18 protein-coding genes and 1 pseudogene are annotated in these 20,932 nt (G+C 70.3%); 8 read left to right on the top strand and 11 right to left on the bottom strand.

Translation table 11 applies throughout. From position 1 onward, the window contains the following. Nucleotides 1–6: 6 nt before the first annotated feature. The 3 genes from OIC96_RS02450 to OIC96_RS02440 all read right to left on the bottom strand — a co-directional run bounded on the left by OIC96_RS02450 (nucleotide 7) and on the right by OIC96_RS02440 (nucleotide 2,248). On the bottom strand, nucleotides 7–831 hold the full coding sequence (locus OIC96_RS02450) for an amidohydrolase family protein (protein WP_330309545.1): 825 nt from the start codon (nucleotides 829–831) through the stop codon (nucleotides 7–9). A 106-nt stretch (nucleotides 832–937) separates the two neighbouring features. Beyond that, the gene (locus OIC96_RS02445) at nucleotides 938–1,753 is read right to left on the bottom strand and encodes an N-formylglutamate amidohydrolase (RefSeq protein WP_330309546.1); all 816 of its coding nucleotides are present in this window, start codon (nucleotides 1,751–1,753) and stop codon (nucleotides 938–940) included. Between the two features lie 42 nt (nucleotides 1,754–1,795). Next, nucleotides 1,796–2,248: a cyclic nucleotide-binding domain-containing protein gene (locus tag OIC96_RS02440; protein ID WP_330309547.1), complete on the bottom strand. Its 453-nt coding sequence runs from the start codon at nucleotides 2,246–2,248 to the stop codon at nucleotides 1,796–1,798. 464 nt (nucleotides 2,249–2,712) lie between these two features. Between OIC96_RS02440 and OIC96_RS02435 the strand changes: the two genes are divergently transcribed. Then, nucleotides 2,713–4,479 carry a tetratricopeptide repeat protein gene (locus OIC96_RS02435; RefSeq protein WP_330309548.1) on the top strand — a complete coding sequence of 589 codons (1,767 nt, stop codon included), beginning with the start codon at nucleotides 2,713–2,715 and terminating at the stop codon, nucleotides 4,477–4,479. Here OIC96_RS02435 and OIC96_RS02430 read toward each other — a convergent pair. Next, a complete protein-coding gene (locus OIC96_RS02430; RefSeq protein WP_330309549.1) occupies nucleotides 4,409–5,671 on the bottom strand; it encodes an MFS transporter in 1,263 nt (420 codons plus the stop codon). The genes OIC96_RS02435 and OIC96_RS02430 overlap by 71 nt on opposite strands. 154 nt (nucleotides 5,672–5,825) lie before the next feature. On the opposite strand from OIC96_RS02430, the gene OIC96_RS02425 reads away from it, so the two are divergent. After that, the gene (locus OIC96_RS02425; RefSeq protein ID WP_330309550.1) at nucleotides 5,826–6,815 is read left to right on the top strand and encodes an ArsR/SmtB family transcription factor; all 990 of its coding nucleotides are present in this window, start codon (nucleotides 5,826–5,828) and stop codon (nucleotides 6,813–6,815) included. A gap of 4 nt (nucleotides 6,816–6,819) precedes the next feature. Here the strand turns inward: OIC96_RS02425 and OIC96_RS02420 are convergent, their stop codons facing one another. Both OIC96_RS02420 and OIC96_RS02415 read right to left on the bottom strand, forming a co-directional pair. Beyond that, complete coding sequence (locus OIC96_RS02420) at nucleotides 6,820–7,623, bottom strand: VOC family protein (protein ID WP_330309551.1); 804 nt, start codon at nucleotides 7,621–7,623, stop codon at nucleotides 6,820–6,822. Nucleotides 7,624–7,810: 187 nt separating this feature from the next. Further along, nucleotides 7,811–8,026, bottom strand: coding sequence for a DUF4177 domain-containing protein (locus tag OIC96_RS02415; RefSeq protein WP_327434257.1), 216 nt, complete (start codon nucleotides 8,024–8,026; stop codon nucleotides 7,811–7,813). Between the two features lie 267 nt (nucleotides 8,027–8,293). Between OIC96_RS02415 and OIC96_RS02410 the strand changes: the two genes are divergently transcribed. The 4 genes and pseudogenes from OIC96_RS02410 to OIC96_RS02395 all read left to right on the top strand — a co-directional run bounded on the left by OIC96_RS02410 (nucleotide 8,294) and on the right by OIC96_RS02395 (nucleotide 12,274). After that, a complete protein-coding gene (locus OIC96_RS02410; RefSeq protein WP_330309552.1) occupies nucleotides 8,294–8,920 on the top strand; it encodes a DUF6629 family protein in 627 nt (208 codons plus the stop codon). A gap of 39 nt (nucleotides 8,921–8,959) precedes the next feature. Beyond that, nucleotides 8,960–9,561: pseudogene (locus OIC96_RS02405) on the top strand (hypothetical protein). 143 nt (nucleotides 9,562–9,704) lie between these two features. Continuing rightward, nucleotides 9,705–10,403, top strand: a complete 699-nt coding sequence (locus OIC96_RS02400; protein ID WP_330309553.1) for a response regulator transcription factor — start codon at nucleotides 9,705–9,707, stop codon at nucleotides 10,401–10,403. Next, entirely contained in the window at nucleotides 10,400–12,274 is a 1,875-nt protein-coding gene (locus OIC96_RS02395; RefSeq protein WP_330309554.1) for a sensor histidine kinase, read from the top strand. Before OIC96_RS02400 ends, OIC96_RS02395 begins: the two co-directional genes overlap by 4 nt. Before the next feature lie 213 nt (nucleotides 12,275–12,487). Here OIC96_RS02395 and OIC96_RS02390 read toward each other — a convergent pair whose 3' ends face one another. The 3 genes from OIC96_RS02390 to OIC96_RS02380 all read right to left on the bottom strand — a co-directional run bounded on the left by OIC96_RS02390 (nucleotide 12,488) and on the right by OIC96_RS02380 (nucleotide 17,094). Beyond that, entirely contained in the window at nucleotides 12,488–14,389 is a 1,902-nt protein-coding gene (locus tag OIC96_RS02390) for an AMP-dependent synthetase/ligase (RefSeq protein ID WP_330309555.1), read from the bottom strand. Nucleotides 14,390–14,623: 234 nt separating this feature from the next. Continuing rightward, on the bottom strand, nucleotides 14,624–15,313 hold the full coding sequence (locus OIC96_RS02385) for a restriction endonuclease (RefSeq protein ID WP_406502213.1): 690 nt from the start codon (nucleotides 15,311–15,313) through the stop codon (nucleotides 14,624–14,626). A gap of 557 nt (nucleotides 15,314–15,870) precedes the next feature. Next, entirely contained in the window at nucleotides 15,871–17,094 is a 1,224-nt protein-coding gene (locus OIC96_RS02380) for an RNA-guided endonuclease InsQ/TnpB family protein (RefSeq protein ID WP_330309556.1), read from the bottom strand. 25 nt (nucleotides 17,095–17,119) lie between these two features. Between OIC96_RS02380 and tnpA the strand changes: the two genes are divergently transcribed. Then, nucleotides 17,120–17,536, top strand: a complete 417-nt coding sequence (tnpA, locus tag OIC96_RS02375; protein WP_330309557.1) for an IS200/IS605 family transposase — start codon at nucleotides 17,120–17,122, stop codon at nucleotides 17,534–17,536. Nucleotides 17,537–17,599: 63 nt separating this feature from the next. On the opposite strand, the gene OIC96_RS02370 is transcribed toward tnpA, so the two are convergent. Both OIC96_RS02370 and OIC96_RS02365 read right to left on the bottom strand, forming a co-directional pair. Beyond that, complete coding sequence (locus OIC96_RS02370; protein WP_330309558.1) at nucleotides 17,600–18,364, bottom strand: ankyrin repeat domain-containing protein; 765 nt, start codon at nucleotides 18,362–18,364, stop codon at nucleotides 17,600–17,602. A 195-nt stretch (nucleotides 18,365–18,559) separates the two neighbouring features. Further along, nucleotides 18,560–19,036: a hypothetical protein gene (locus OIC96_RS02365; protein WP_330309559.1), complete on the bottom strand. Its 477-nt coding sequence runs from the start codon at nucleotides 19,034–19,036 to the stop codon at nucleotides 18,560–18,562. Nucleotides 19,037–19,259: 223 nt separating this feature from the next. On the opposite strand from OIC96_RS02365, the gene sthA reads away from it, so the two are divergent. Then, complete coding sequence (sthA, locus tag OIC96_RS02360) at nucleotides 19,260–20,663, top strand: Si-specific NAD(P)(+) transhydrogenase (RefSeq protein WP_330309560.1); 1,404 nt, start codon at nucleotides 19,260–19,262, stop codon at nucleotides 20,661–20,663. Nucleotides 20,664–20,932 lie beyond the last annotated feature (269 nt).

The following is a 20,932-nucleotide window of genomic DNA, read 5'->3' as shown; positions in this document are numbered from 1 at the left end:
AAGCATCTACGAATGATCCGGGAGGCGGAAGACGGATCGGGCGTTGCCCGACAGGAACAGCTCCGTCGTCTCGTCGTCGAGGCGCAGGTCGGCGAGGTGTTCCAGCGCCCGAGCGGGCGTGATCATGGGGTAGTTGGTGCCGAAGAGGACCTTGTGCCGTCCCCGGCCGCGCAGATACTCCACCAGCTCGGGCGGATAGCGGCGGGCGGTGTACGCGCTGGTGTCGATGTGGACGTTCGCGTGTTTGTCGGCCACCGCGATCATCTCGGTGGTCCACGGGTAGCCGATGTGCCCGCAGACGATGGTCAGTTCGGGGAAGTCGAGCGCGACCTGGTCGATGTACGGGATGGGCCGGCCGGTCTCGGAGGGGCGCAGCGGTCCGGTGTGCCCGACCTGGGTGCAGAAGGGGACGCCGAGCTCGACGCAGGCGGCGTACAGCGGATAGTAGAGCCGGTCGGTGGGCGGCAGCTGCCACAGCCAGGGCACGATCCGCAGGGCGACGAAGCCCAGCTCCTCGACGGCCCGCCGCAGCTCCCGGACGGCCGCGACGGGCTTCGTGAGATCGGCGCCCGCGACGCCGCGCAGCCGCCCGTCTGACCGGGCGACGAACCCGGCGACCTCGTCGTTGCTGATGAGGGCGCCCTGGGGCCCGTACCAGGCCGCCGAGAGGCCGATCTCCACGTCGGCCTCCGCCATCGCGGCGACGGTGACCTCGACCGGCAGCGGCTCCTTCAGCAGTTCCATGCCCGTCCAGCGGCGCAGCGACTCGAACATCTCGTGGTTGGAGTGACGGAGTGTGGGGTGCTGCATCCACGCGTCGACGACCGGCATGGTCCCGTGCCTCCCCTGGGTCGGACACCCTGACTAAGCGATTGCTTACCCCGACCCTAGGGGTGATCGCGCCGGAGGGCCACCTCCATGTGATACCTCCCAGCGGCTACGTCGACACGGCATCGACGAGCGCGGTCAGCGCCGCGGCCAGGCGCGCGAGCCCCGGACCCGCCGGACCGCCCGGTTCGGTCATGTACGTGTCCCGCCGGATCTCCACCATCAGGGCCGCGACCCGCGGCTCCCGTTCGTAGAACCGCAGGGGCACGTACGCGCCGGAGAACGGGCTGTCGATCCCCACGCCCCCCACGCCCGCGAACGCCTTCTCCGCGAGGGCGACCAGCTCGGGCGGCGTGTGAAAGGAGTCGGTCCCCACACAGACCGGCGGCCGTGGACCGTCGCCGTGCAGCTCGTAGGGCAGCCGGGCCGTCGGATACGAGTGGACGTCGACGACCACGGCCCGCCCGGTGGCGGCCAGCCGGTCGGCCACCGCCGCCGTCATCGCCCGTGCGTAGGGGTGGAAGTAGCGGTCGATCAGCGGCCGCGGATCGACGTCCGCGGGCCGCAGCGGCGCGCGATGCGTGGTCCGGGTGTAGACCGCGCCCATCCCGACGGCCAGCATCTCCTCCCGTTCGTCGGGAAAGCGCTCGGGATCGATCACCAGCCGGGACAGCCGGTTCACGAACCGCCACGGCGTGACGTCGGCCGCCTCGGCGACGGCCGCGGCCAACTGCGCGGTGTGCGCGTCCGTGATGTGGTCCAACTCGCGCTCCAGCCCCGCGTCGTCGAGCACGATGCCGTCGCGCAGAGATACCGGTATGTACCGCGAGGAGTGCGGCACATGCAGGATCACGGGCGAGTCGGCCGCGCCGGGCAGAAGCTGGAAGGAATCACGGGCGTCCGGGGAATCCAGGGTGTCGTCCATACGAGATTCCTATCCCAGCCCGGCCGGCCCGAGGGCCCGCCCTCACCGACTGCCACCGTGGCGCGCGTAGTGCTCGATCAGCGCCGCCCGCGTCGTCTCCAGCCGGTGGGCCAGGATGGCGCCGATCGTCCGGGTCAGGGACAGCTCCAGCGTCGGATCCTGGTCGCAGAGAGTCCGCACCTGCGCCGCGTCGAATTCATAGGCGCGTACGGGACTGAAGGCCTCGGCGCCGAAATCCCAGGTGTGTGGCGGGAACAACCACGACCAGCCGAGCAGATCGCCGGGGCCCAGTTGCGCGACGGAGATACGTCTGTCCGCGACGACCTGCTGGTACAAGGAGACCGTCCCGGAGCGGACCACCCAGAAACGGTCCGCGGTACCCCCTGCCTCGAAGATCCTTCCGTCCGCGGGGAACGAGACCTCGCGGGCCACGCTCATCAGCCGTTCGCGATGCTCGGGAGCGAGGGCGGGCAGAAGCCGGAGAGCAGTGGACATCGCGGACCTCCATCGCACCGCCGCGGAGAAGCGACTCGTTCCGCGGATGTCGTGCCGGTCGTATCCCGTCAGTCTCTATTGGAGCCGGTTCTACGGGATCCGGCGCGTCGGGGCAGGAATCCGTAGGAATGGGCTCAGGAACCGCGCCCACCATGCTGCCGCGGCGATGGGGCCTTCGCGCCCCTGAAGGACGGTGGGCGCCGGCCGGGCCGCTCATCCGGCAGGGGCCCCGCGAACAGCGCCACCACGTCGGGGGGCGCGCCCGAGGACACCGGGCCGTCTTCGAGCGACCGTAGGCAGGCGGCGACCAGCTCCGTCATCGCGGCGCCCACCCGCGCTCGCCCTCGCCCACCGCGGACAGGGTGCCGACCGCGTGACACCCCTCGGTGATCGGTGGCGGACAACGACTGTGGAACTCATGGCAGCCGGCGTGCAACCAGGGAGCGGGCCCGATCGTCATGGGCATGAGGGGTGAGGGGGAGCGGATGGGTGTGGTGCGGATCCTGCTGCCCCTGCCGCGCGCGCTGGCCCGGGTCAGCCCGCGGGTGGGTCGGCCGTTGCTCGGCGCCGCGCTGCTGCGGTGCCTCACACCCGGGTGGGTGTGGATGCGGCCACAGCCGCCGGCACGACGCCTCGCATGGAGCGCGGAGGCCGTCGCCGCGTACCGCGTCCTTCTCGCGGGTGAGCACCCTCGGCGACGTGACCGGGACGGCTTGGCCCGCGCCCTTGCCCTGTACGCCGGCGCGCTGCTCCTGGCCGGCCGTCATCAGGACGCGCTGATGGCGGCCGACGAGTCCCTGACGGTCCCTGGCGCCCGAACGTCCCGGGCCCAGACCGCCTCTGTCCTGCACACCCGAGCTCAGACGCTGACCGAGGCCGGCCCGCTCGAGGAGGCTTTGGAGGCGGCCCGGGAATGCGTGGCGGCGTACCGGCATGCCGTGTCCCGGCGCCGGGACAGGTCACTGGGAACCCTTGCCGGCGCCCTGCGCACCTACGCCTTGGTGCTGGGCGGCCTCGGTCGTGCGGAGGAGTCCGTCGCTGTCTACGAGGAGTGCGCCGGGCTGCTTCGGGACATGTCGTTCGGACAGCAGCAACGCGTGCAGCTGGTGAAGCCCCGCGTGCTGGCCGAGCTGACCGGCGGACTGCGCGCGCTCGGTCGGTACGGCGAGGCCGTCGAGGTCGGAGCCGAGGCCCGGGAAGCGACGGACGAGTTCCCCGCGTGGATCTACCCGGAGATCATGCTGCCCCTGCGTGCCCGGCTCCTGACCGACCTGGCCCGGTGCCAGGACGTGACCGGTGACCATCCCCGGGCGCGCGAGACCGCGGAGCAGGCCGTCGCCGTGAGCCGCACGCTGGCCGAGCGGAATGCGGCCATCGGCGAACCGTGGCTGGTCGAGGCCCTGGAGTGCCTGGCCCACCGCCTGGGCCGGCTGAAGAAGACCGGCGAGGAGCGCTCGGCGCTGCGGGAGTTGGCCGATCTGTGCACCCGGCTCGCCGTAAGCAGCCCCGAAGTCTACGAACCGAGACTCGCCCAGGCCCTGGACGACCTGGCTTTCTGCTGCGAGGCGGAAGGCGCCGACCGTGAGGCCGTCGAGGCGGGCGAACAGAGCGTGGCCGCGTATCGCAGCGCCGCGGAGCGCAGTCCCCAGACCTACGAACCGGAACTGGCCCGGGCGCTGGCCAATCTCAGCATTCGGTACTACGGCACGGGCAGCCCGGACGCAGCCGTGGCCGCCGGCCGCGAGGCCCTGGCCATCACCCGTCGGCTGGCCGAGTCCGACTGGGACACCTATCAGCCGCTGACCCCCCGCCGTCTGCGGGTCCTCGCCCGCGCACTGCGACACGCCGGGGACGACGCGGGGGCACTGGCCTGCTACGAGGAGGCGGAGACGATCCTGCGGGAGCTGATGGAGGGCACCGACCCCGAGCGGTACGAGGCAGGGCTCGCCGTCACCCTCTCCGCCCTCGCCACCACCCTCCGCACCGCCGCCAAGGCCCACCTCACCGGTGACCGCGTCGACGAGGCGGTCACCGCCCTGCGCAGTCTGCTGGCCCTGACCCGGCGCACCGACCAGACCGACGTCCATGCCGCCTGCCTCACCGCCTTCGCCGTGGCCCGCGCGCAGGCTCCGGATGAGGTCAGGTCGGCCTGGCAGCGGGTCACCGCGGACCCGTACCCGTCGTTCGTCTACCGGATTCCCGCGGCGCACAAGGCCTCCGCCACCAACTGAGGCCCGGGGGAGTGGCCTTCGAACCGGCGGTCAGCGCTGCGGGCACGGGCCACGTCAGCACCGCCAGCGCCCCGACGGTCAGCAGCCCGCCGATCAGGAACGTTCCGCGCACCCCCACGGCGGACAGCAGGGCGCCTCCGGTCAGAGCGCCCGCCGCCACCCCCGCGTTGAAAGCGGCCGAGTTCGCCGCCAGGGCCAACTCGGTGCGCCCGGGAGCGACATGGAGCACCTGGCTCTGCGTGGCCATGAACACGGGTCCCACGGAAGCGCCGAGCAGCATCAGCATGGCGACGGTCACCGGCTGGCTGCCACCACCCGCGTACAGGCCGAGCAGGGCCACCGCCTGGGCCGCCACCGGGACGCACAGTGTCCCGCGCGGGAAGCGGTCGAGGAGCGGCCCGGCCGCGGTGACGCCCGCGATCCCCGCCACCCCGAACACCATCAGCAGCGCGCTCACCGAGCCCTCCGAGAACCCGCTCACCTCGTCGAGGAAGGCGACCACATACGTGAATCCCGCGAAGGCTCCGGTCACCGACAGCGCGGTCGTGGCCAGCACCACGGCGAACCGGCGGGCGTCGGGAGCGGCCCCGTACGCGGCATGCCCCTCCTCCGGACGCGAGGTCGGCAGCAGGACGGCGATCGCGACGAGCGATACGAGACCGATCGCGCCCAGGACCAGAAACGGCGTTCGCCAGCCGCTGTGCCCGCCCAGCCAGGTACCGGCCGGAACCCCGAGCACCGTGGCGAGGGAACCCCCGACCGACAACAGCCCGATGACCCGGCCGCGCCGCTCGGGCGGGAACAGCCCCACCGCGACCGGACCCATCACCGCCCAGAACAGCGCCTGGGCCAGCGCGGTCGCCACGCGTGCCCCGAGCAGGAGCCCGTAGGAGAGGGCACCCAGTGCCGAGACCCAGCTGGCCAGCACGAGCAGCGCCAGCAGGCCCGACAGCACATGACGGCGCGGGATCGACCGGGTCAGGTGCGCGAGGGGCAGCGAGACGACGGCCACGGTCAGGCCGTAGCCGGTGACCAGCATTCCGACGGACGCCAGCGACACACGCAGGTCGTCCGAGATGAGGGAGAGCAGCCCGACCGGCAGATTCTCCGTGGTGTTGAAGGTGAAGGCGGCCAGCATGAGCGCCGCGACGACGGCGGCTCTGCGCCAGGCGGTGAGGCGTTCGCTCCCCATCAACGAGCCTTTCTGCGATGGGTTGTTGAGAGTGGCCGATTGCGGCCACGGGCAAGCGTGCGGGGCGCTCGCCCGGCCTTCTACTCTTTCGCCTGGAGCCGAATCACTCGTGGACGGCTCGTCGAAGGCTCATTGAGGCTCACCGGAGGCCGTTTTGCCGCTGACCCTGCGCCTGGGCACCGACGACCTGACCCGGTGCCGGTTCGCGGTGTCCCCGCTCTGCCAGACGCACGAGGCGCTGCGCATGCTGCGGCGACCGGCTCGGCACGCCTTCCACCGGGACTGGCTGCGGTGGGTACGCGATGTCGTGGCGGGCCTGGACCTGTCGGAGCTGTGGCTGTTCATCCCCCGCAAGGGCGGCTACACCCCGGACTTCCTGGGGCCGCCGCCCCGGACGCCGAACGCCCCCTTCGAGGAGGAACTGGCGCGGATGCGGGCCACCGACCCGGCCATGGCCCATGCGGAGCTGGCGCGTTCGCTCGCGTGCACGCCGGGCGCCACCGAATCGCCGTACGGGCGCGCTGCGTTGGATGATCCCGCGGCCACCGTGCGACGGCTCGCCGACCTCACCGAGCGGGCCTGGCAGGCGCTGCTCGCACCGGACTGGCCGCGCCACCAGGCCGTACTGGAGGCCGATATCGCCCACCGCACACGGCAGTTGGCGGACGGCGGCCTCGAAGCGCTCTTCGGCGACCTGCACCCGGGGATCGACTGGGCGGACGACACCCTCACCCTGCGCATGTACGCCGACCACAAGGAGGCGCAGGGCGCCGACGGCCGGGGCATCCTGCTGATGCCCAGCGTCTTCGTGCGGCCGGACGTGGTGAGCGGCTTCGCCCGGCCCTGGCAGCCGACGGTCATCTATCCGGCGCGCGGCCCGGCCGGCCTCCCGTACGCCCCGGCCGCCGAGGCGCCCACGGCTCTGGCCAGGCTGCTGGGCCACCATCGCGCCGCCATCCTCACCGGCCTCCACACGCCCGCTTCGACGACGGCCCTGGCCGACCGCCACGGCCTTGCTCCCTCGTCCGTCTCGGCCCATCTGTCGGTGCTGCGCGAGGCGGGGCTGCTGGTGTCGCACCGGCGGGGCCCGTACGTCCTCTACGGGCGCACGGCACTGGGGGAGGCGCTGGCAGCAGGGGCCTGAGCCCCTACACGTCGGCCTTGGAGGTCACGGTGAAGTGCGCCCCGTCGGGGTCGATGAGGACCGCCTCCGTGGAGCCGACCCCCTGCTGGTGAGCCGTGCCGCCATGGGCCCGCGCGGCCCGGGCACAGGCCTCCACGTCGGAGACCGCGAAGTGGATCTGCCAGTGCGGCCTGATCGTGGGATCGGGCGCCGCCTCCACCGCGCCCGAGTGGATCCGGGCCACGATGTCCCCCTGGCTGCGCAGCACGACCTCGTTCTCCTCGTAGTGGACCTCGCAGCATCCGGAGGCCTTGGACGCCCAGCCCAGGACCTCTCCGTAGAACATGGCGGCGTCGAAGGCGTCGCGGGTGTGCAGCCGGATGAAGGCCGGTGCCGCGCGGCGCCACGCCTCCCAGCCGGCCACCAGCTCGCCCTCCCAGATACCGAAGACCGCTCCGTCCCGGTCGGCCAGCAGAGCCGCCCGCCCCGGCGGCAGCGAGATCGGCCCCACCGCGGTCGTACCCCCGCGTTCCTGGCTCCTGGAGACGGTCTCGTCCGCGCTCGACACCGCGAAGTAGGGAGTCCAGGCGACGGCCGTCTTCGCCACGAAATCCACCTCGGAGACCCCCGCGACCGGGACTCTGTCCACGCGCGCGATCCTGTACTGATCGCCCATTTTGGTGTCCGAGGCCCACTCCCAGCCCAGCACGGCGTGGTAGAAGGCCTCCGCGGCCCGCAGATCGCGTGTGGTCAGACTGACCCAGCACGGCGCGCCGAACACCGAGTGACTGGTGACGACCTCATGGTGGAGTGTTCCGTCGCTCTTCATCGCCGTACCGTCCTGACATTACTGGCCGGCAGCGGTCGCGGGGTGCATGCCAGACCCTCGGCATCAGCCCAGCCATAAGAGGCCTCCCGTGCCGGAAGGCCTCCGACGGCGTCAGTAGCACCTGCGGATCCGCTGTCCCATCAGCTCCAGCATCCCCCGCCTCGGCGCCTCGCGCACTCCGCGCGGGCTATCCGCGCGGCCGCTCCAGCGTCAGCAGCAGCCCCTCGACCGCGCCGGGGCCTATGCGGCCCTTGACGTCGGCGGAGGTGATCGCCTTGAGCTGCCACCCGTCCTCGGCGTGCTTGTTCAGGACCTTCTCCAGCTTGCCGCTGTCCAGCGCGTCGCCGATCAGCGACTCCCGGAAGGTGACGACCTTGTACTCGTACGTGTAGGGGCTGCTCATGGCTGCGAGGCTCTCCTGCGTTTCGTTGGGCGTGGCCGGGCCCACCCAATCACTGTTCTCCGGCGCGGCACAGGGGCGGGTCCCTCCTGACACAAGGCTTTGTTGAAGCTTCAGGGATTGTTGGCACCAACACGCTTCGGCGGAAGGTGACGCGGACGCGGATCGGGGTTCCTCGGCGTTCGTGTCAACGACGGGCATGGCTTCTGGGCCCCGTAGCGTGGCGCACCCCAAGGCGGGATCTTGTGACGGCGGACCCAGGGTGACGCGATGTGCTGGAGTGCGACGGCCGATCTGGCAGCAGGTGCCGGTATCGCCGCTGTCGGAGTGGCCTGTGTGACGCGGGTGCGCAGGACAGGGGATCTCCCGCTGGCCGCGCTGCCGTTGCTGCTCGGGGCCCACCAGATCGTCGAGTCCGTGGTCTGGGACTCCGGTGGAGGAAGCGGTCCCGCCACTGTCGTCTGGGCCGTGATCGCCCTTCCGCTGCTGGCGGTGTGGGTACCGGTGGGCGTGCTCTGCGCGGCGCCGCGGCACGCCCGGCGCCGGTTGACGCTCCCGCTCGCGTCCGGTCTCGCGACCGCGGCGGCACTCGCGTACGCTCTCGCCGCCCGTCCCGTCACGGCCGAGATCCGCGGCCACACCGTCGGCTACGTCGTCGACCTGTCCCACGCGGAACTGCTCATCGCGGGCTATCTCCTCGCCACCGTGGGCGCACTGCTGCTCTCCGGTGATCGCGGCCTGCTGCTGCTCGGTGGCCTGGTCGCCGTGGGGGCGGTGATCTGCTGGGCGCTGTGGCAGCTGGAGTTCGTCTCCACGTGGTGCGCGTTCGCGGCGGTGAGTTCGGTGGCCCTGCTCGGGTGGGTGTGCAGAAGGGGTGCGGTCGCCCGGGTGGCCTGACCTGACGCGTTCCTCATATCTGTTGGTCAGGGTCGACACATGATCGATCCCGTACAGCGTGTTCCGGCGGTGCTTCTGGCCGCCTGGTTCCTGCTCGTCGGCTGCGGAGCCGGCGGCACGGTGGAAACGATGGGACAAGGAGCCGGTGGCCCCTCGGTGAGGGAACGCGTGGCAACCCCCGCTCCCGCGCCCACCGCATCCCTGGAAGTGGCACCTCAGCAGCTGCCCGGTCTCGGGCCCAAGACTTTGGCCGCCGTCCCGTCGACGACCCGTCAGGCCGTCGTGGTGACGGGCCGGGGCAGGAACTCCCCCATATCCACAGTGGTGTTGTACGAGCGCACGGAGGCGGGCCGGCGGGCGGGACCGAGCTGGCCCGCGCACAACGCCCTGAGGGGATGGACCGACCACCACCGCGCCGGTGACCTCCACTCGCCCATCGGCGTCTACACCCTCACGGACGCCGGCGGGCTGCTGTCCGACCCCGGTACCCGGCTCCTTCGACTATGTGATCGCCATCAACTACAACCGCAGGCCCGGCACCACACCCCGGGACTGGACCCGCCAGGGAGCTGCCGCGCGCTGTGGATCCCGACCGCGACCCCGTCGTCGTGATGGGCGACGCCGCCTCCCTCAGACGCTGAACCACCCGGCGCGGCAGGCCGGCGGGGTCCGCACATGAGGGTCTGCCCGCGAGCGTCGCAGGCAGTTGTGAGGAAGGTGTCAGGGTGTGGCAAGCCCCTCTCACCCGCACTTTTCCCGTCCTTGTGCGCTTAGCATCGGCCGTGTGTGCGCATATGTGCTGGTCGCGGAGGACGACGAGAAGCAGGCGGAGCTGATACGCCGCTCACTGCTGAAGGAGGGACACACCGCCACCGTGGTCCATGACGGCGGGGCGGCTCTCGACGAGGTTCGGCGCCACCGTCCGGATCTCGTCGTCCTGGACCTGATGCTCCCGGTGGTCGACGGCTTCGGGGTGTGCCGGGTGCTGCGGCAGAACGACGACATTCCCGTTCTCATGCTGACCGCCCGCTCCACGGAGGACGACGTACTGCTCGGCCTGGAGCTCGGCGCGGACGACTACATGACCAAGCCGTACAGTCCGCGTGAGCTGATGGCCCGCATCCGCACCGTACTGCGGCGCAGCGGACGCCCCGCCGCCGAACAGCGCGACGATCCGGTCGTCCACGCCGCCGGAATCGCGGTGGACCCGGCGCGGCACGAGGTGGTCTGCGACGGCTCGCCCGTCGAATGCACCCCGGCCGAGTACGAGATCCTGCTGGCGATGGTGACCGAACCCCAGCGGGTGTTCTCCCGCCGGCAGTTGCTGCACCGCACCAGGGGCATCGACCGGGCGTCGACCGAGCGGGCCATCGACGTGCACATCATGAACCTGCGCAGGAAGATCGAGGCGGACCCCCGCAGACCGGTCCGCCTGCTGACGGTCTTCGGCGTGGGATACAAGCTCAAGGGAGACCGGGCGTGAGCCGCGGAACGCCTCGGGGCAGGAGCCGCGCCATCCCGCTGCGCAAGAGCCTTCTGGTCCGGCTGCTGATCACCTCCGTGCTCATCGCCGTGTGTTCCGTGGCGGCGACCGCCTGGCTCGCGATGCAGATCACCACCCGCGCCCTCCAGGAGGAGCAGGGCCAGGTCCTCGCCGACGACATGGACATCCTCCGGCAGCTCAGCGGATACGCGGCCACCCATCCCGACTGGTCCGGCGTCGAGAAGACCGTACGGACGCTGTCGGACAGGACCGGGCGGCGTATCGCGCTGACGACCTCGGACCGTACGGCGATCACGGACTCCGCGGTTCAGAAGACCGCCCTGCCGCCCCGTGCCGCCGCCACGGTCGACCCGTTGCACACCGACACCTTCACGGAGCCCGGAGCACAGCTCAGCGGCATTGATGCGCGGGCGGTGGGCCCCTACCGGCTGACGGCCACCGAGCGCCTCCGCGTGGCCAAGCTGGCCCTCGTGCGGCACGACTGCCTCGCGCGCCACGGAATCGACACCGACATCACGCGTACACCCAGCGGCCGTTCCGTCCTCACGACCGCGGACGGGAGCCCCGAGTCCGGATATGTGCCGGATGAGTGCGCGGACGGGAAGCTCTACACCCCCACCCCGACCGAGAAGAAGGCGCTGGCCGCTCTGACGAAGGGCACGGAGGCGTGTCTGAACCGCCACGATATGCACCTCGCCTCGCCCACGGCCATCACCGTCGACTTCACGGGCACGACCATGAGGCCCCTCTTCCTGGCGAAAAAGGCCCGGAGCGAGCAGCACGACACGGCGACCGCGACGACGAACAAGTGCGTCGACAGCGCACGCCGGGAACAGCTCGCTCCCTATGTCGCCCCGGCCGCCGAGCTGTTCCTGGGCACGGGGGACAGCGCCGTCCCGCGCTTCAACCTGTCCACGGCCAACAAGGCCAAGGTCGTGGGTGTCGCCGGTCTCGTCCTCGCCCTCACCGTGGCCGTGACCGCGCTGGTCGCCACCAGGCTCGTACGCCCCCTGCGCGCGCTGACGCAGGCCGCACAGCAGCCGCCGGAGCAGCATGCGCGGGTTCCCGTCACCACGCGGGACGAGACCGGCATCCTGGCTCTGGCGTTCAACGAACTGACCGAGCGCCGCGAACGCATGGAGGCCCAGCGCAAGGCGATGGTCAGCGACATCGCCCATGAACTGCGCACCCCGCTCACCAACATCCGGGGCTGGCTGGAAGTGACCCGCGACGGCATCGTCGACCCCGACCCGGAACTGCTCGCCTCCCTGCACGAGGAGGCCGTGCTCCTCCAGCGCGTCATCGACGACCTGCAGGACCTGGCCGCCGCCGACGCGGGGGCCCTCGGGCTGCACCGCGAGGAGGTCCGCGCCGACGAGCTTCTCGAACAGGTCGCCGCGGCACACCGCGTGGGGACCGAGGCGGCGGGCATCCGCCTGCTCACGCGAGTGGACGGCACGCCGTGGCTCGACGCGGACCCGGTGCGGATGCGGCAGGCGCTGGGCAACCTGGTGTCCAACGCGACACGCCACACTCCCTCCGGCGGCACGATCACCCTGTCCGCCCGCAGCCAGGACGGTCAGGTCGTCCTCGAGGTGGCCGACACCGGCAGCGGTATCGCTCCTGAGGATCTGCCCAGCGTCTTCGACCGGTTCTGGAGGGCCGAGAAGTCCCGCAGCCGGCGCACCGGCGGCAGCGGACTCGGGCTGCCCATCGTCCGCCAACTCGTCGCCGCCCACGGCGGAACCGTCACCGTGACCAGCGACCTCGGCGCGGGCTCGGTCTTCACCCTGCGGCTACCCTGCACGATGGAGCCCGCCTCCTCCGCCGCCGGGCCGACTGACCTGTGACGGGCGCATTCCCGCCGATCGTGGTGGCGTCGCTACCAGGACCAGCAGTCCTGCTCTCCGGAGGGATCTGGTTGCCCCGACCGCCTTCGCGCAAGGTGTCCGTATGAACACCACCACCAAGCAGCCGGAAGTCAGGAGCCGTGTGACGCCTCTGAGGTCCCTCCTGGGAGGCACATACGTCCCGCACCGCGACGGCGCCCGCCCCTTTCACCTTCACCGGAATACGTTGTCCGAGTCCTCCCAGATCGAGGAGTCACTGGACGCGTACTCCCGCGGAACCCGCGACGACGTCTGATACATCGCCTCGATCTCGGCGGCGAACCGCTGAGTAATCGCGTCCCGGCGCAACTTCATCGAGGGCGTCAGCAATCCATTGGCCAGATCGAAGGCCTCCGGGAGGACACGGAACACCCGAATGGATTCCGAGCGGGACACGGTGCTGTTGGCCGCGGCGACCGCGCGTCTGACCTCCTCCCGCAATTCGTTCTCCTCGCGCGCGTCCCGGACCGGTGTTTCCCCCCTGGACCGGGACGCGCGCCAGTGCGCGACGAATTCGGGATCCAGAGTGATGAGGGCCCCCACGCAAGGGCGGTTGTCACCCACCACCACGGCTTGGTGGATGAGCGGGTGGACCCGCAGGCGCTCTTCGAGAGCCGCGGGAGCCACACTCTTTCCACTACTCGTGATGATGATCTCCTTCTTGCGCCCGGTAATGGTCAGATATCCCTCGAAGTCGAGACGCCCGACGTCGCCCGTGGCCAGCCAACCGTCCAGGAACGAGTCCTGAGTGGCCAGGGCGTCGTTGAGGTATCCCTGGAACACCGAGGGCCCCGACACGAAGATCTCCCCGTCGTCGGCCACATGGATGTCCGTGCCCGGCAGCGGGCGCCCGACCGTTCCGAACTTCTCGCGTCCCACGGGCTGCGCGGTAATTCCTCCGGCTGTCTCCGTGAGCCCGTATCCGTCGTGCACGAAGATTCCGATTCCCGCGTAGAAGAGGGTGAGTTCACGGTTCAGGGGCGAGCCGCCCGACACCGCGCCACATACCCGTCCGCCCAGCGCGGCGCGCAACTTCTTGTACACCGTCTTCTCGTAGAGCGAGTGCTGCAGTCGCAGGTCGAAGCCGGGGCCCGAGCCCTTGCCCAGCCGATGACGTTCTTCGGCGAGGGCGAAATCCTGCGCGGTGCGGACGGCACGCTCGAACAGTGAGGCGCGGCCCGATTGCTGGGCCGCCCGCAGGAAGTTCTTGTAGATCTTCTCGAAGACGGACGGAACCGCGTACAGGTAGGTCGGCCGGAAGGACAGCAGCGCCGCGGAGAGTGCCCCCTCGCCCAGATCGGGCTCGTGCCCCATCAGGATGCCGCCACGCAGACAGAGCCCCTGGATCATCAGGCCGTACACGTGGGAGAAGGGCAGGAAGGCGAGGACGGCGGGCTGCTCTCCGGGAGGAGCCGCCGTATGTCTCCAGCCTTCGAGCAGCGTGTCGCAGGGGCTCGCCAGGTTGCGGTGCGTCAAGGCGCAGCCCCTCGGGTGGCCCGTCGTGCCGGAGGTGTAGGCGATGACCGCGGTCGAGTCGGGCAGCACGATCCGGCGCAGCGAGTCGACCGCCGTCGCCGGTATCGCCCGGCCCCGCTCGACCAGCTGCGTCAGCGCCCCGCTGTCCAACTGCCAGACGTGGCGCAGGAATGGGAGCGCGGCGCACGCCGAGCCGACTGTCATGACCCCCTGCTCGTCCTCGACCACCACGGCGACGCAGTGCGCGTCCTTCAGAATCCACGCGACCTGCTCGTGCGACGACGTCGGATAGATCGGCACGATTTCGGCGCCCACCGACCACAGCGCATAGCTGAGCACGGTCCACTCGTAGCGCGTACGCGCCATGATGGCCACGCGGTCGCCCGGGCGTATGCCCGAGCTGACAAGCCCCCGCGCCAGGTCGACCACCTCGCCCCACAGTTCCGCCGCGGTCACGGGCGTCCAGGCCGCGGAGGAGACATCGGGGCGGCGCGCCAGCTGCGGAAGGTCAGGGGTGCGGTGTGCCGCTTCGAAGAGGCTGTCGGCGAGTCCCCCCTGCATCAGTGCTGTGGCCGGTGGAGGAAGTTCGGACTGGTGCATTCGCCGCTCCGGAATTCTCCTCAACGTGGCCTCACCCAGAGACGCCGGTGTCGAGGATTCCCGAATGTAGCCCACACCGGCGACAACCGTGCACGATTCACCGAGCAGTTCGCCCGAGGCCGAGTTCCCGGCCCACGGACCGTCGCTCGCACGGGACGGTTCTTCATTTCCAGCCCCTCCCCAAGGCTCCCCAAGGCGCGCTCCCCGAGGCTCCATCCTGTTCGTCACGGACGGTCAGGACAGAGCGGATCGTCCGCGCGGCGGTGGGAGTGCCCGCAGCAGCTCCCACAGCGGTTGCGATCCCGCCGCCCAGGTGGCGAGCAGCCGGCGGTCGACGAGGTGGAGCCGCTGCTGCTCCGCGAAGTCCCGCGCGGGGCCCGTTATCCGGCCATTGGTCACCATGACCGCCACATCGGCCCGGTGCACGGGTCGCGCCGTGCCATTGAGGACCTGCAGATCCGGTGTGCCCACCGCGGACCCGCGATCCCCGTCGCGGCGGTGCTTGCACTGGATCACCCAGCGCCGCCCGAACGGGTCCGTCGCCTTCACGTCCGCGCCCAGATCCCCACGGCCACCGACCCGCGCGGAATCCGGGCAGCCGTCACGGCGCATCAACTCCCGTACCGCCTGCTCGAACTCCTGGTGGTGCAGCCCGTCCAGCTGCGCCAGCGCGTACCGCAGCCTGCGCGACCGCACTTCCTCCCACCGCGCCCGCTGCCGACTCCGGTACAGCCACCCGGCCCCCGCGAGACCCGCGAACACCACAGCGGTCACGACCACCCACCAGTGGTCCGCGAGCCATCGGACCACCAGGACGGCCGCGCCGGCGACCACCAGGATCACCAACAGTCGTGCGTCCGCCTCCCGTTGCCGCCTGCTGGGCCTCCGCCCGAGCCACCGGACGGGCGGCCGACGGCGCGTCACGGGGCACCGCCCGGCCGACACGCTTTGCCGCTCTTCCCGCACACGTCGATCGAAAGCACCCGTACCCCCCGTAGTCGTGTGATCGCTCACCGTGCCATCACCCATCATGGCAAGGACCACTGACAATGGGTCACGAACGACCGCGGGACGTGATCGACGCAGGCCGAAATCCGGTCAGGCGGCGGCGATTCAACCAGGGGGGCGTCACCCCTAGCTGCTCGTGGCGCGTCCTGGGTCAGCTGCTCCAGTAGTCCCGCTCAGGCAGTTCAACCCATGCGTCGGGCGGCCCGGCGACGGCGCGGGCGTCCGTCGGCCGCAGTCCCGCGTAGGAGCACGAGTAGGCCACCGCGCTGCTTTGGAAGAGGTAGGCGGCCAGGACTTCCCCGGATGTGGCGTCGAGGTCCGGTGCGCCGCCCGGGTGGAGGTCCCACGCCTCGATGACTCCGTCGCGGGCGATGCTGCCCTGGTTACCGCTCTTGGGATTGGCGTACAGGCCTTGACTTGCTCCTCGGGCTGAAGCCCGAGGATTCTGGCCTTCCCTACCGGTTGCTGTGCCGCTACGCGGCACGGGGTTCGGTGGAGAGTCCGTGGCTTCCTGTTTCGTCGCGCTGTGCCGGGACGAGTCCTGGTCTTAACTGCGCTCCGCAGGCTGTAACCGCCAGTCCGGCGGCCGTTTTGACGTTCTTCGCGGCGTTGTGGTCCCGGTCATGGACCGTGCCGCAGGCGGCGCAGGTCCATTCCCGGATGTGGAGGGGTTTGGGGCCGTCCCTGGCCCCGCACGCGGAGCAGGTCTGGCTGGTCGGCTCGAACCTGCCGATCTTCACCAGGGTCCGCCCGTACCTGACCGCTTTGTATTCCAGCATGTGTGCGAACTGTGCCCAGCCCGCATCGTGCACACTCTTCGCCAGTCTTGTGCGTGCGAGTCCTTTGACCGCCAGGTCTTCCACGCCGATCGCTTGGTTGTCGCGGATCAGCTGGGTGGAGAGCTGGTGGTGGAACTCCCGGCGGGCGTCGGCCACTTGTGCGTGGGCGCGGGCGACCGTCAGGCGGGCCTTCTCACGGTTCTTGCTGCCTTTCTGCTTGCGGGACAGCTCCCGCTGGGCCTTCTTGAGTTTCTTCTCCGCGCGGCGCAGGAACCTGGGGGAGTCGATCTTCGTGCCGTCGGAGAGGACGGCGAAGTGGGTGAGTCCCAGGTCGATGCCGATGGTCTGGTCGGTGTCGGGCATCCGGGTGGCGTCGGTGTGCGGGTCGGTGTCGATGACGAAGGAGGCGAAGTACCGCCCGGCCGCGTCCTTGATCACGGTGACCGAGGAGGGCTGGGTGGGCAGGGTCCGTGACCACTTCACCTTCACCGCGCCGACCTTGGGAAGGTTCAGCCGCCCGCTGTCGGTGATCGACCAGCGGGCGTTGGCCGTGAAGCGGATCGACTGCCGGGTGTCCTTGCGGGACTTGAAGCGGGGCGTACCCGCCTTCGGGCCCTTGCGTGCGCCCTTGAGGGAGGCGAAGAAGTTCTGGTAGGCGGCTTCCGCGTCGCGCAGCGCCTGCTGGAGGATCACGGCGGAGACCTCGCCGAGCCAGGACCGTGCCTCGGTCCGTTTCGCCTCGGTGATGAGCTTCTTCGACAGCTCGCCTGCCTTCGGGAAGGCTTCGCCCGCTGTGCGGGCGTGTTCGCGGGCGCGCACGGCGTCGTTGAACACGACGCGGGCGCACCCGAACGCCCTCGCCAGCGCGACACGCTGGCCGGAGTCCGGGTACAACCTGAGGGCGTACCGGAGCTGCATGGCGGCCACGCTAGACACTTGGGTCATGGGCGGGATACAGAAGATCAGAACTGCCCGGCACTGTGTTTTCGTGATGCACGTGCACGCGAACTTCCCGACCAAGTTCCGGCACAAGGTGTTCATCCATGCTCATCTGACACGCATGGAGGAGATCATGCGGTCGGTGTGCGCGGACTTCGAGTGTGAGCTGGTGGAGTTCAACGGTGACGACAACCACGTCCACCTCCTGGTGAACTTCCCGCCCAAGGTCGCCGTGACCAAATTCGTCAATTCCCTCAAGGGCGTCTCCTCCCGCCGTCTGCGTCAGGAGTTCCCCGACCTGGTGCGCTACTACTGGCGGGCCAACAAGCTGTGGTCCGGTTCCTACTTCGCCGGGACCGTGGGCGGCGCCCCGCTCTCCGTGGTCAAGCAGTACATCGAGCAGCAGAACCGGTCGGCGTGAGCAGCACCCGGCTCCGCCGGGCACGCATCCGCGACACTCCGCGTCGCGACCACCAGATTCGCTTCACCACCGTCCTGAAGGCCGGTGCACTGCGAATGAATCCCGGTAGCAGACGGTGCCGAGGGACAGCCGGCTCAGCACGCCCGGCATCTGTGGCGCGTACCCCCACGGCTGGGTGACGACACAGCCGCCCGGCACGGTCGTCACGCCGATGATCTGCAGGGTCTCGTCCATGTCGTACGCGTACGGATCCTCGACCAGTTCGTCCAGTTCCTCGCCTTCCGCCGGTGTCGCCTCCAAGCGGCGTATCGCTTCCTTGGCGTCGATCCCGGCCACGCATGCCAGGCCCGTGCCGTCGTAGTCGATGCCTCCCAGCGCCGTGACCAGCCGTCCGCCCTCCTTGGCCACCGCGCGTTCGGCCTCGGTCAGCGTGCGTTCCCCCTCGGGTACCGCGAACAGGTCCGGCGTCGGCCCGGCCAGGCTGAGCCGGCCCGGCGACCAACCGCCGATCTGGGGGCGCCAGAGATCTGCTCCGGCGGCCGCGAGGGCCCGCGCGTTGTCCGGTCGGCTGGTGAAGAGGGCCTCCCACAACGCGGTCGTCCCGTTCTCCAGCGCGTCCACGTCCGCGACCCGTCCGGCCAGCTCCGCGACGACCTCCGGCGAGCCGAACCCCGCCGCCCGGTGCAGAGGCCGCCCTCCGCTCCAGGCCTCCGGATCGGCGCCCTGATCGAGACGCCGCCGAATGCCGTCGTAGTCCCGCCAGTCTTCCCAACTCACGCCTGCCCAGCCGCCAACCCGACCTGCCACCATGCCCCCTCCGGTCCCCATCAGGGCGACTCCTCATGGCGCCCGTACACACACCCTCGCAGACGGGTGTGACAACGCCCCGTCATGCCGCTTCGCGAGGACCGAGCTGGGACTCCAACCGCCGTCATCTCAGCCGGAAATGAGGGATACCTTCCGGGCCGGACACCCCGGCGGCGCGTCCCGCCCGTGCGCTGCGCGCCCCCGCCTCCCGCGAGGTCACCGACCCCGGTGACCGTCGCCCGAGCGCTCCTCGGATCGACGGCGAATCCCCGCGAGCAGTCGCCGCACGCCCACTCCGTGCCCACCCGTCCCGATGACGAGCCGCCGGTAGAGCCCGCCGGTCAGGCCGGGGAAGGAGGCTCTCGTTTCGGCCCGAAGGCGCGTTCGGTCCGGCCCGAGTTCTTCGAGGCGGAAGGTCAGGGCGTACGTCGAGAATCGATGGCGCCCTTCCAGGACCAGCTCACGTCCCGGTAGCGCCGCCGTCACCCGGAAGCCCGGGAACGTCGAACCCTCGGCAAGGGGGCGTGGTCCGGACGCCGTCCGGTCCGCGCAGTTCACCAGCCTCGCGTAGCCGACCGCGCCGGGACGTGAGGAAGACCGGTCCAGCGTGTTGCCCAGCACCTGCCAGACAACCTCGGTTCCGGCCGCGATCGCCGTCGTGTGTTCATCGACGTACGGCAGGAGATCGCCCATGTTCACCACGCCCTTCCTGGCCGATGTGTGCGCCTGTTGCTCGGTACCGTAGGCGACGGCGGCCGGGCACGGCGGCGGTGCCGCCCCGGGCGTTCACCCCCAACTCCGCCCGGCCCGGCCGTCCCTGGCGGAGGCCCCCGGGACAGGTTCGGCGTCCATGCTTTGCGAATGATCCCCCGTTCACCCTTTCGACGGAGGGCTCGCGACTGACAGACTCCGGAGGGTGCCTGACTTCGACATGCTCGTCATCGGATCCGGCCCGGGCGGCCAGAAGGCTGCCATCGCTGCGGCCAAGCTCGGCCGCCGGGTCGCCGTCGTCGACCGCCCCGACATGGTCGGCGGGGTCTCCATCCACACCGGGACCATCCCCTCAAAGACTCTGCGTGAGGCGGTCCTGTATCTCACCGGCCTCACCCAGCGCGATCTGTACGGCCAGAGCTACCGCTTGAAGGAGGACATCACCGTCGCCGATCTGACCGCGCGCACCGAGCACGTGGTCAGCCGCGAAGTCGACGTCATCCGCAGCCAACTGTCACGCAACCACGTCTCGCTCTTCGCGGGCACCGGCAGCTTCCTGGACGACCACACCATCGCCCTGCGCGAAGTGAACGGCCATGAACGGCAGTTGAGCGCCGAGCACATAGTGATCGCCACCGGCACCCGTCCGGCCAGGCCCGCGACCGTCGAGTTCGACGGGCGGACGATCATGGACTCGGACAACGTGCTGAACCTGGAGCAGGTGCCGCGCTCCATGGTCATCGTCGGGGCCGGTGTGATCGGCATGGAGTACGCCTCCATGTTCGCCGCCCTCGGCAGCAAGATCACAGTCGTCGAGAAGCGGCCCGGGATGCTCGACTTCTGCGACGTCGAGGTGATCGAGTCGCTGAAGTACCACCTGCGGGACCTGGCCGTCACCTTCCGCTTCGGCGAGACCGTCGCCGCGGTCGAGCGCCACCCCCGAGGCACCCTCACCATTCTGGAGAGCGGCAAGAAGATCCCCGCCGACACCGTCATGTACTCGGCGGGCCGGCAGGGTCTGACCGACGAACTCGACCTGGACAAGGCCGGATTGTCCGCCGACCGGCGCGGCCGGATCACGGTCGACGAGCACTACCGCACCGAGGTGCCGCACATCTACGCCGTCGGTGACGTCATCGGCTTCCCCGCCCTGGCGGCCACCTCGATGGAGCAGGGGCGCACGGCGGCGTACCACGCCTGTGGCGAGCCGGTGAACCGGATGCACGACCTCCAGCCGATCGGCATCTACACCATCCCGGAAATCAGCTTCATCGGGCGGACCGAGGACCAACTCACCGAGGAATGCGTGCCTTTCGAGGTGGGCATCTCCCGTTATCGCGAACTGGCCCGGGGTCAGATCATCGGCGACTCGCACGGCATGCTCAAGCTGCTGGTCTCGCCCGACGACCGCAAACTGCTCGGCGTCCACTGCTTCGGCACCGGCGCCACTGAACTCATCCACATCGGCCAGTCCGTCATGGGTTGCGGCGGCACGGTCGACTACCTGGTCGACGCGGTGTTCAACTACCCGACACTCGCCGAGTCCTACAAGATCGCCGCCCTCGACGCCACCAACAAGATCCGGCAGATCGACCGTCTCAAGGACTGAGGGACTGAGGGACTGAGGGTCTGAGGGTCTGGTTGAGCGGCAGCCGGACCCCGAAGACGGCCGTGCGGTACTCGTTCGGGTGACCCCGGGCCGGGGCGCAGATCGTTCGGACCCGGTACGAGGGCCGCGTCCGCCGGCTCTCGCAGCTGATCGAGGCCCTGACTCCCGAGTAACGCCGCGCCATCGGCGTCGCCCTGCCCGCGCCGGCACGGATGGCCGCGCTCATGGACACTGAGCGCTGACCGGCAGCGCGGTGCCTTCTCCCGACC

It is taken from the genome of Streptomyces sp. NBC_00775, assembly GCF_036347135.1.
Taxonomy (GTDB): domain Bacteria; phylum Actinomycetota; class Actinomycetes; order Streptomycetales; family Streptomycetaceae; genus Streptomyces; species Streptomyces lutosisoli.
Note: the sequence above shows the minus strand (reverse complement) of the source record. Positions and strands in the feature narration are given on the sequence as shown.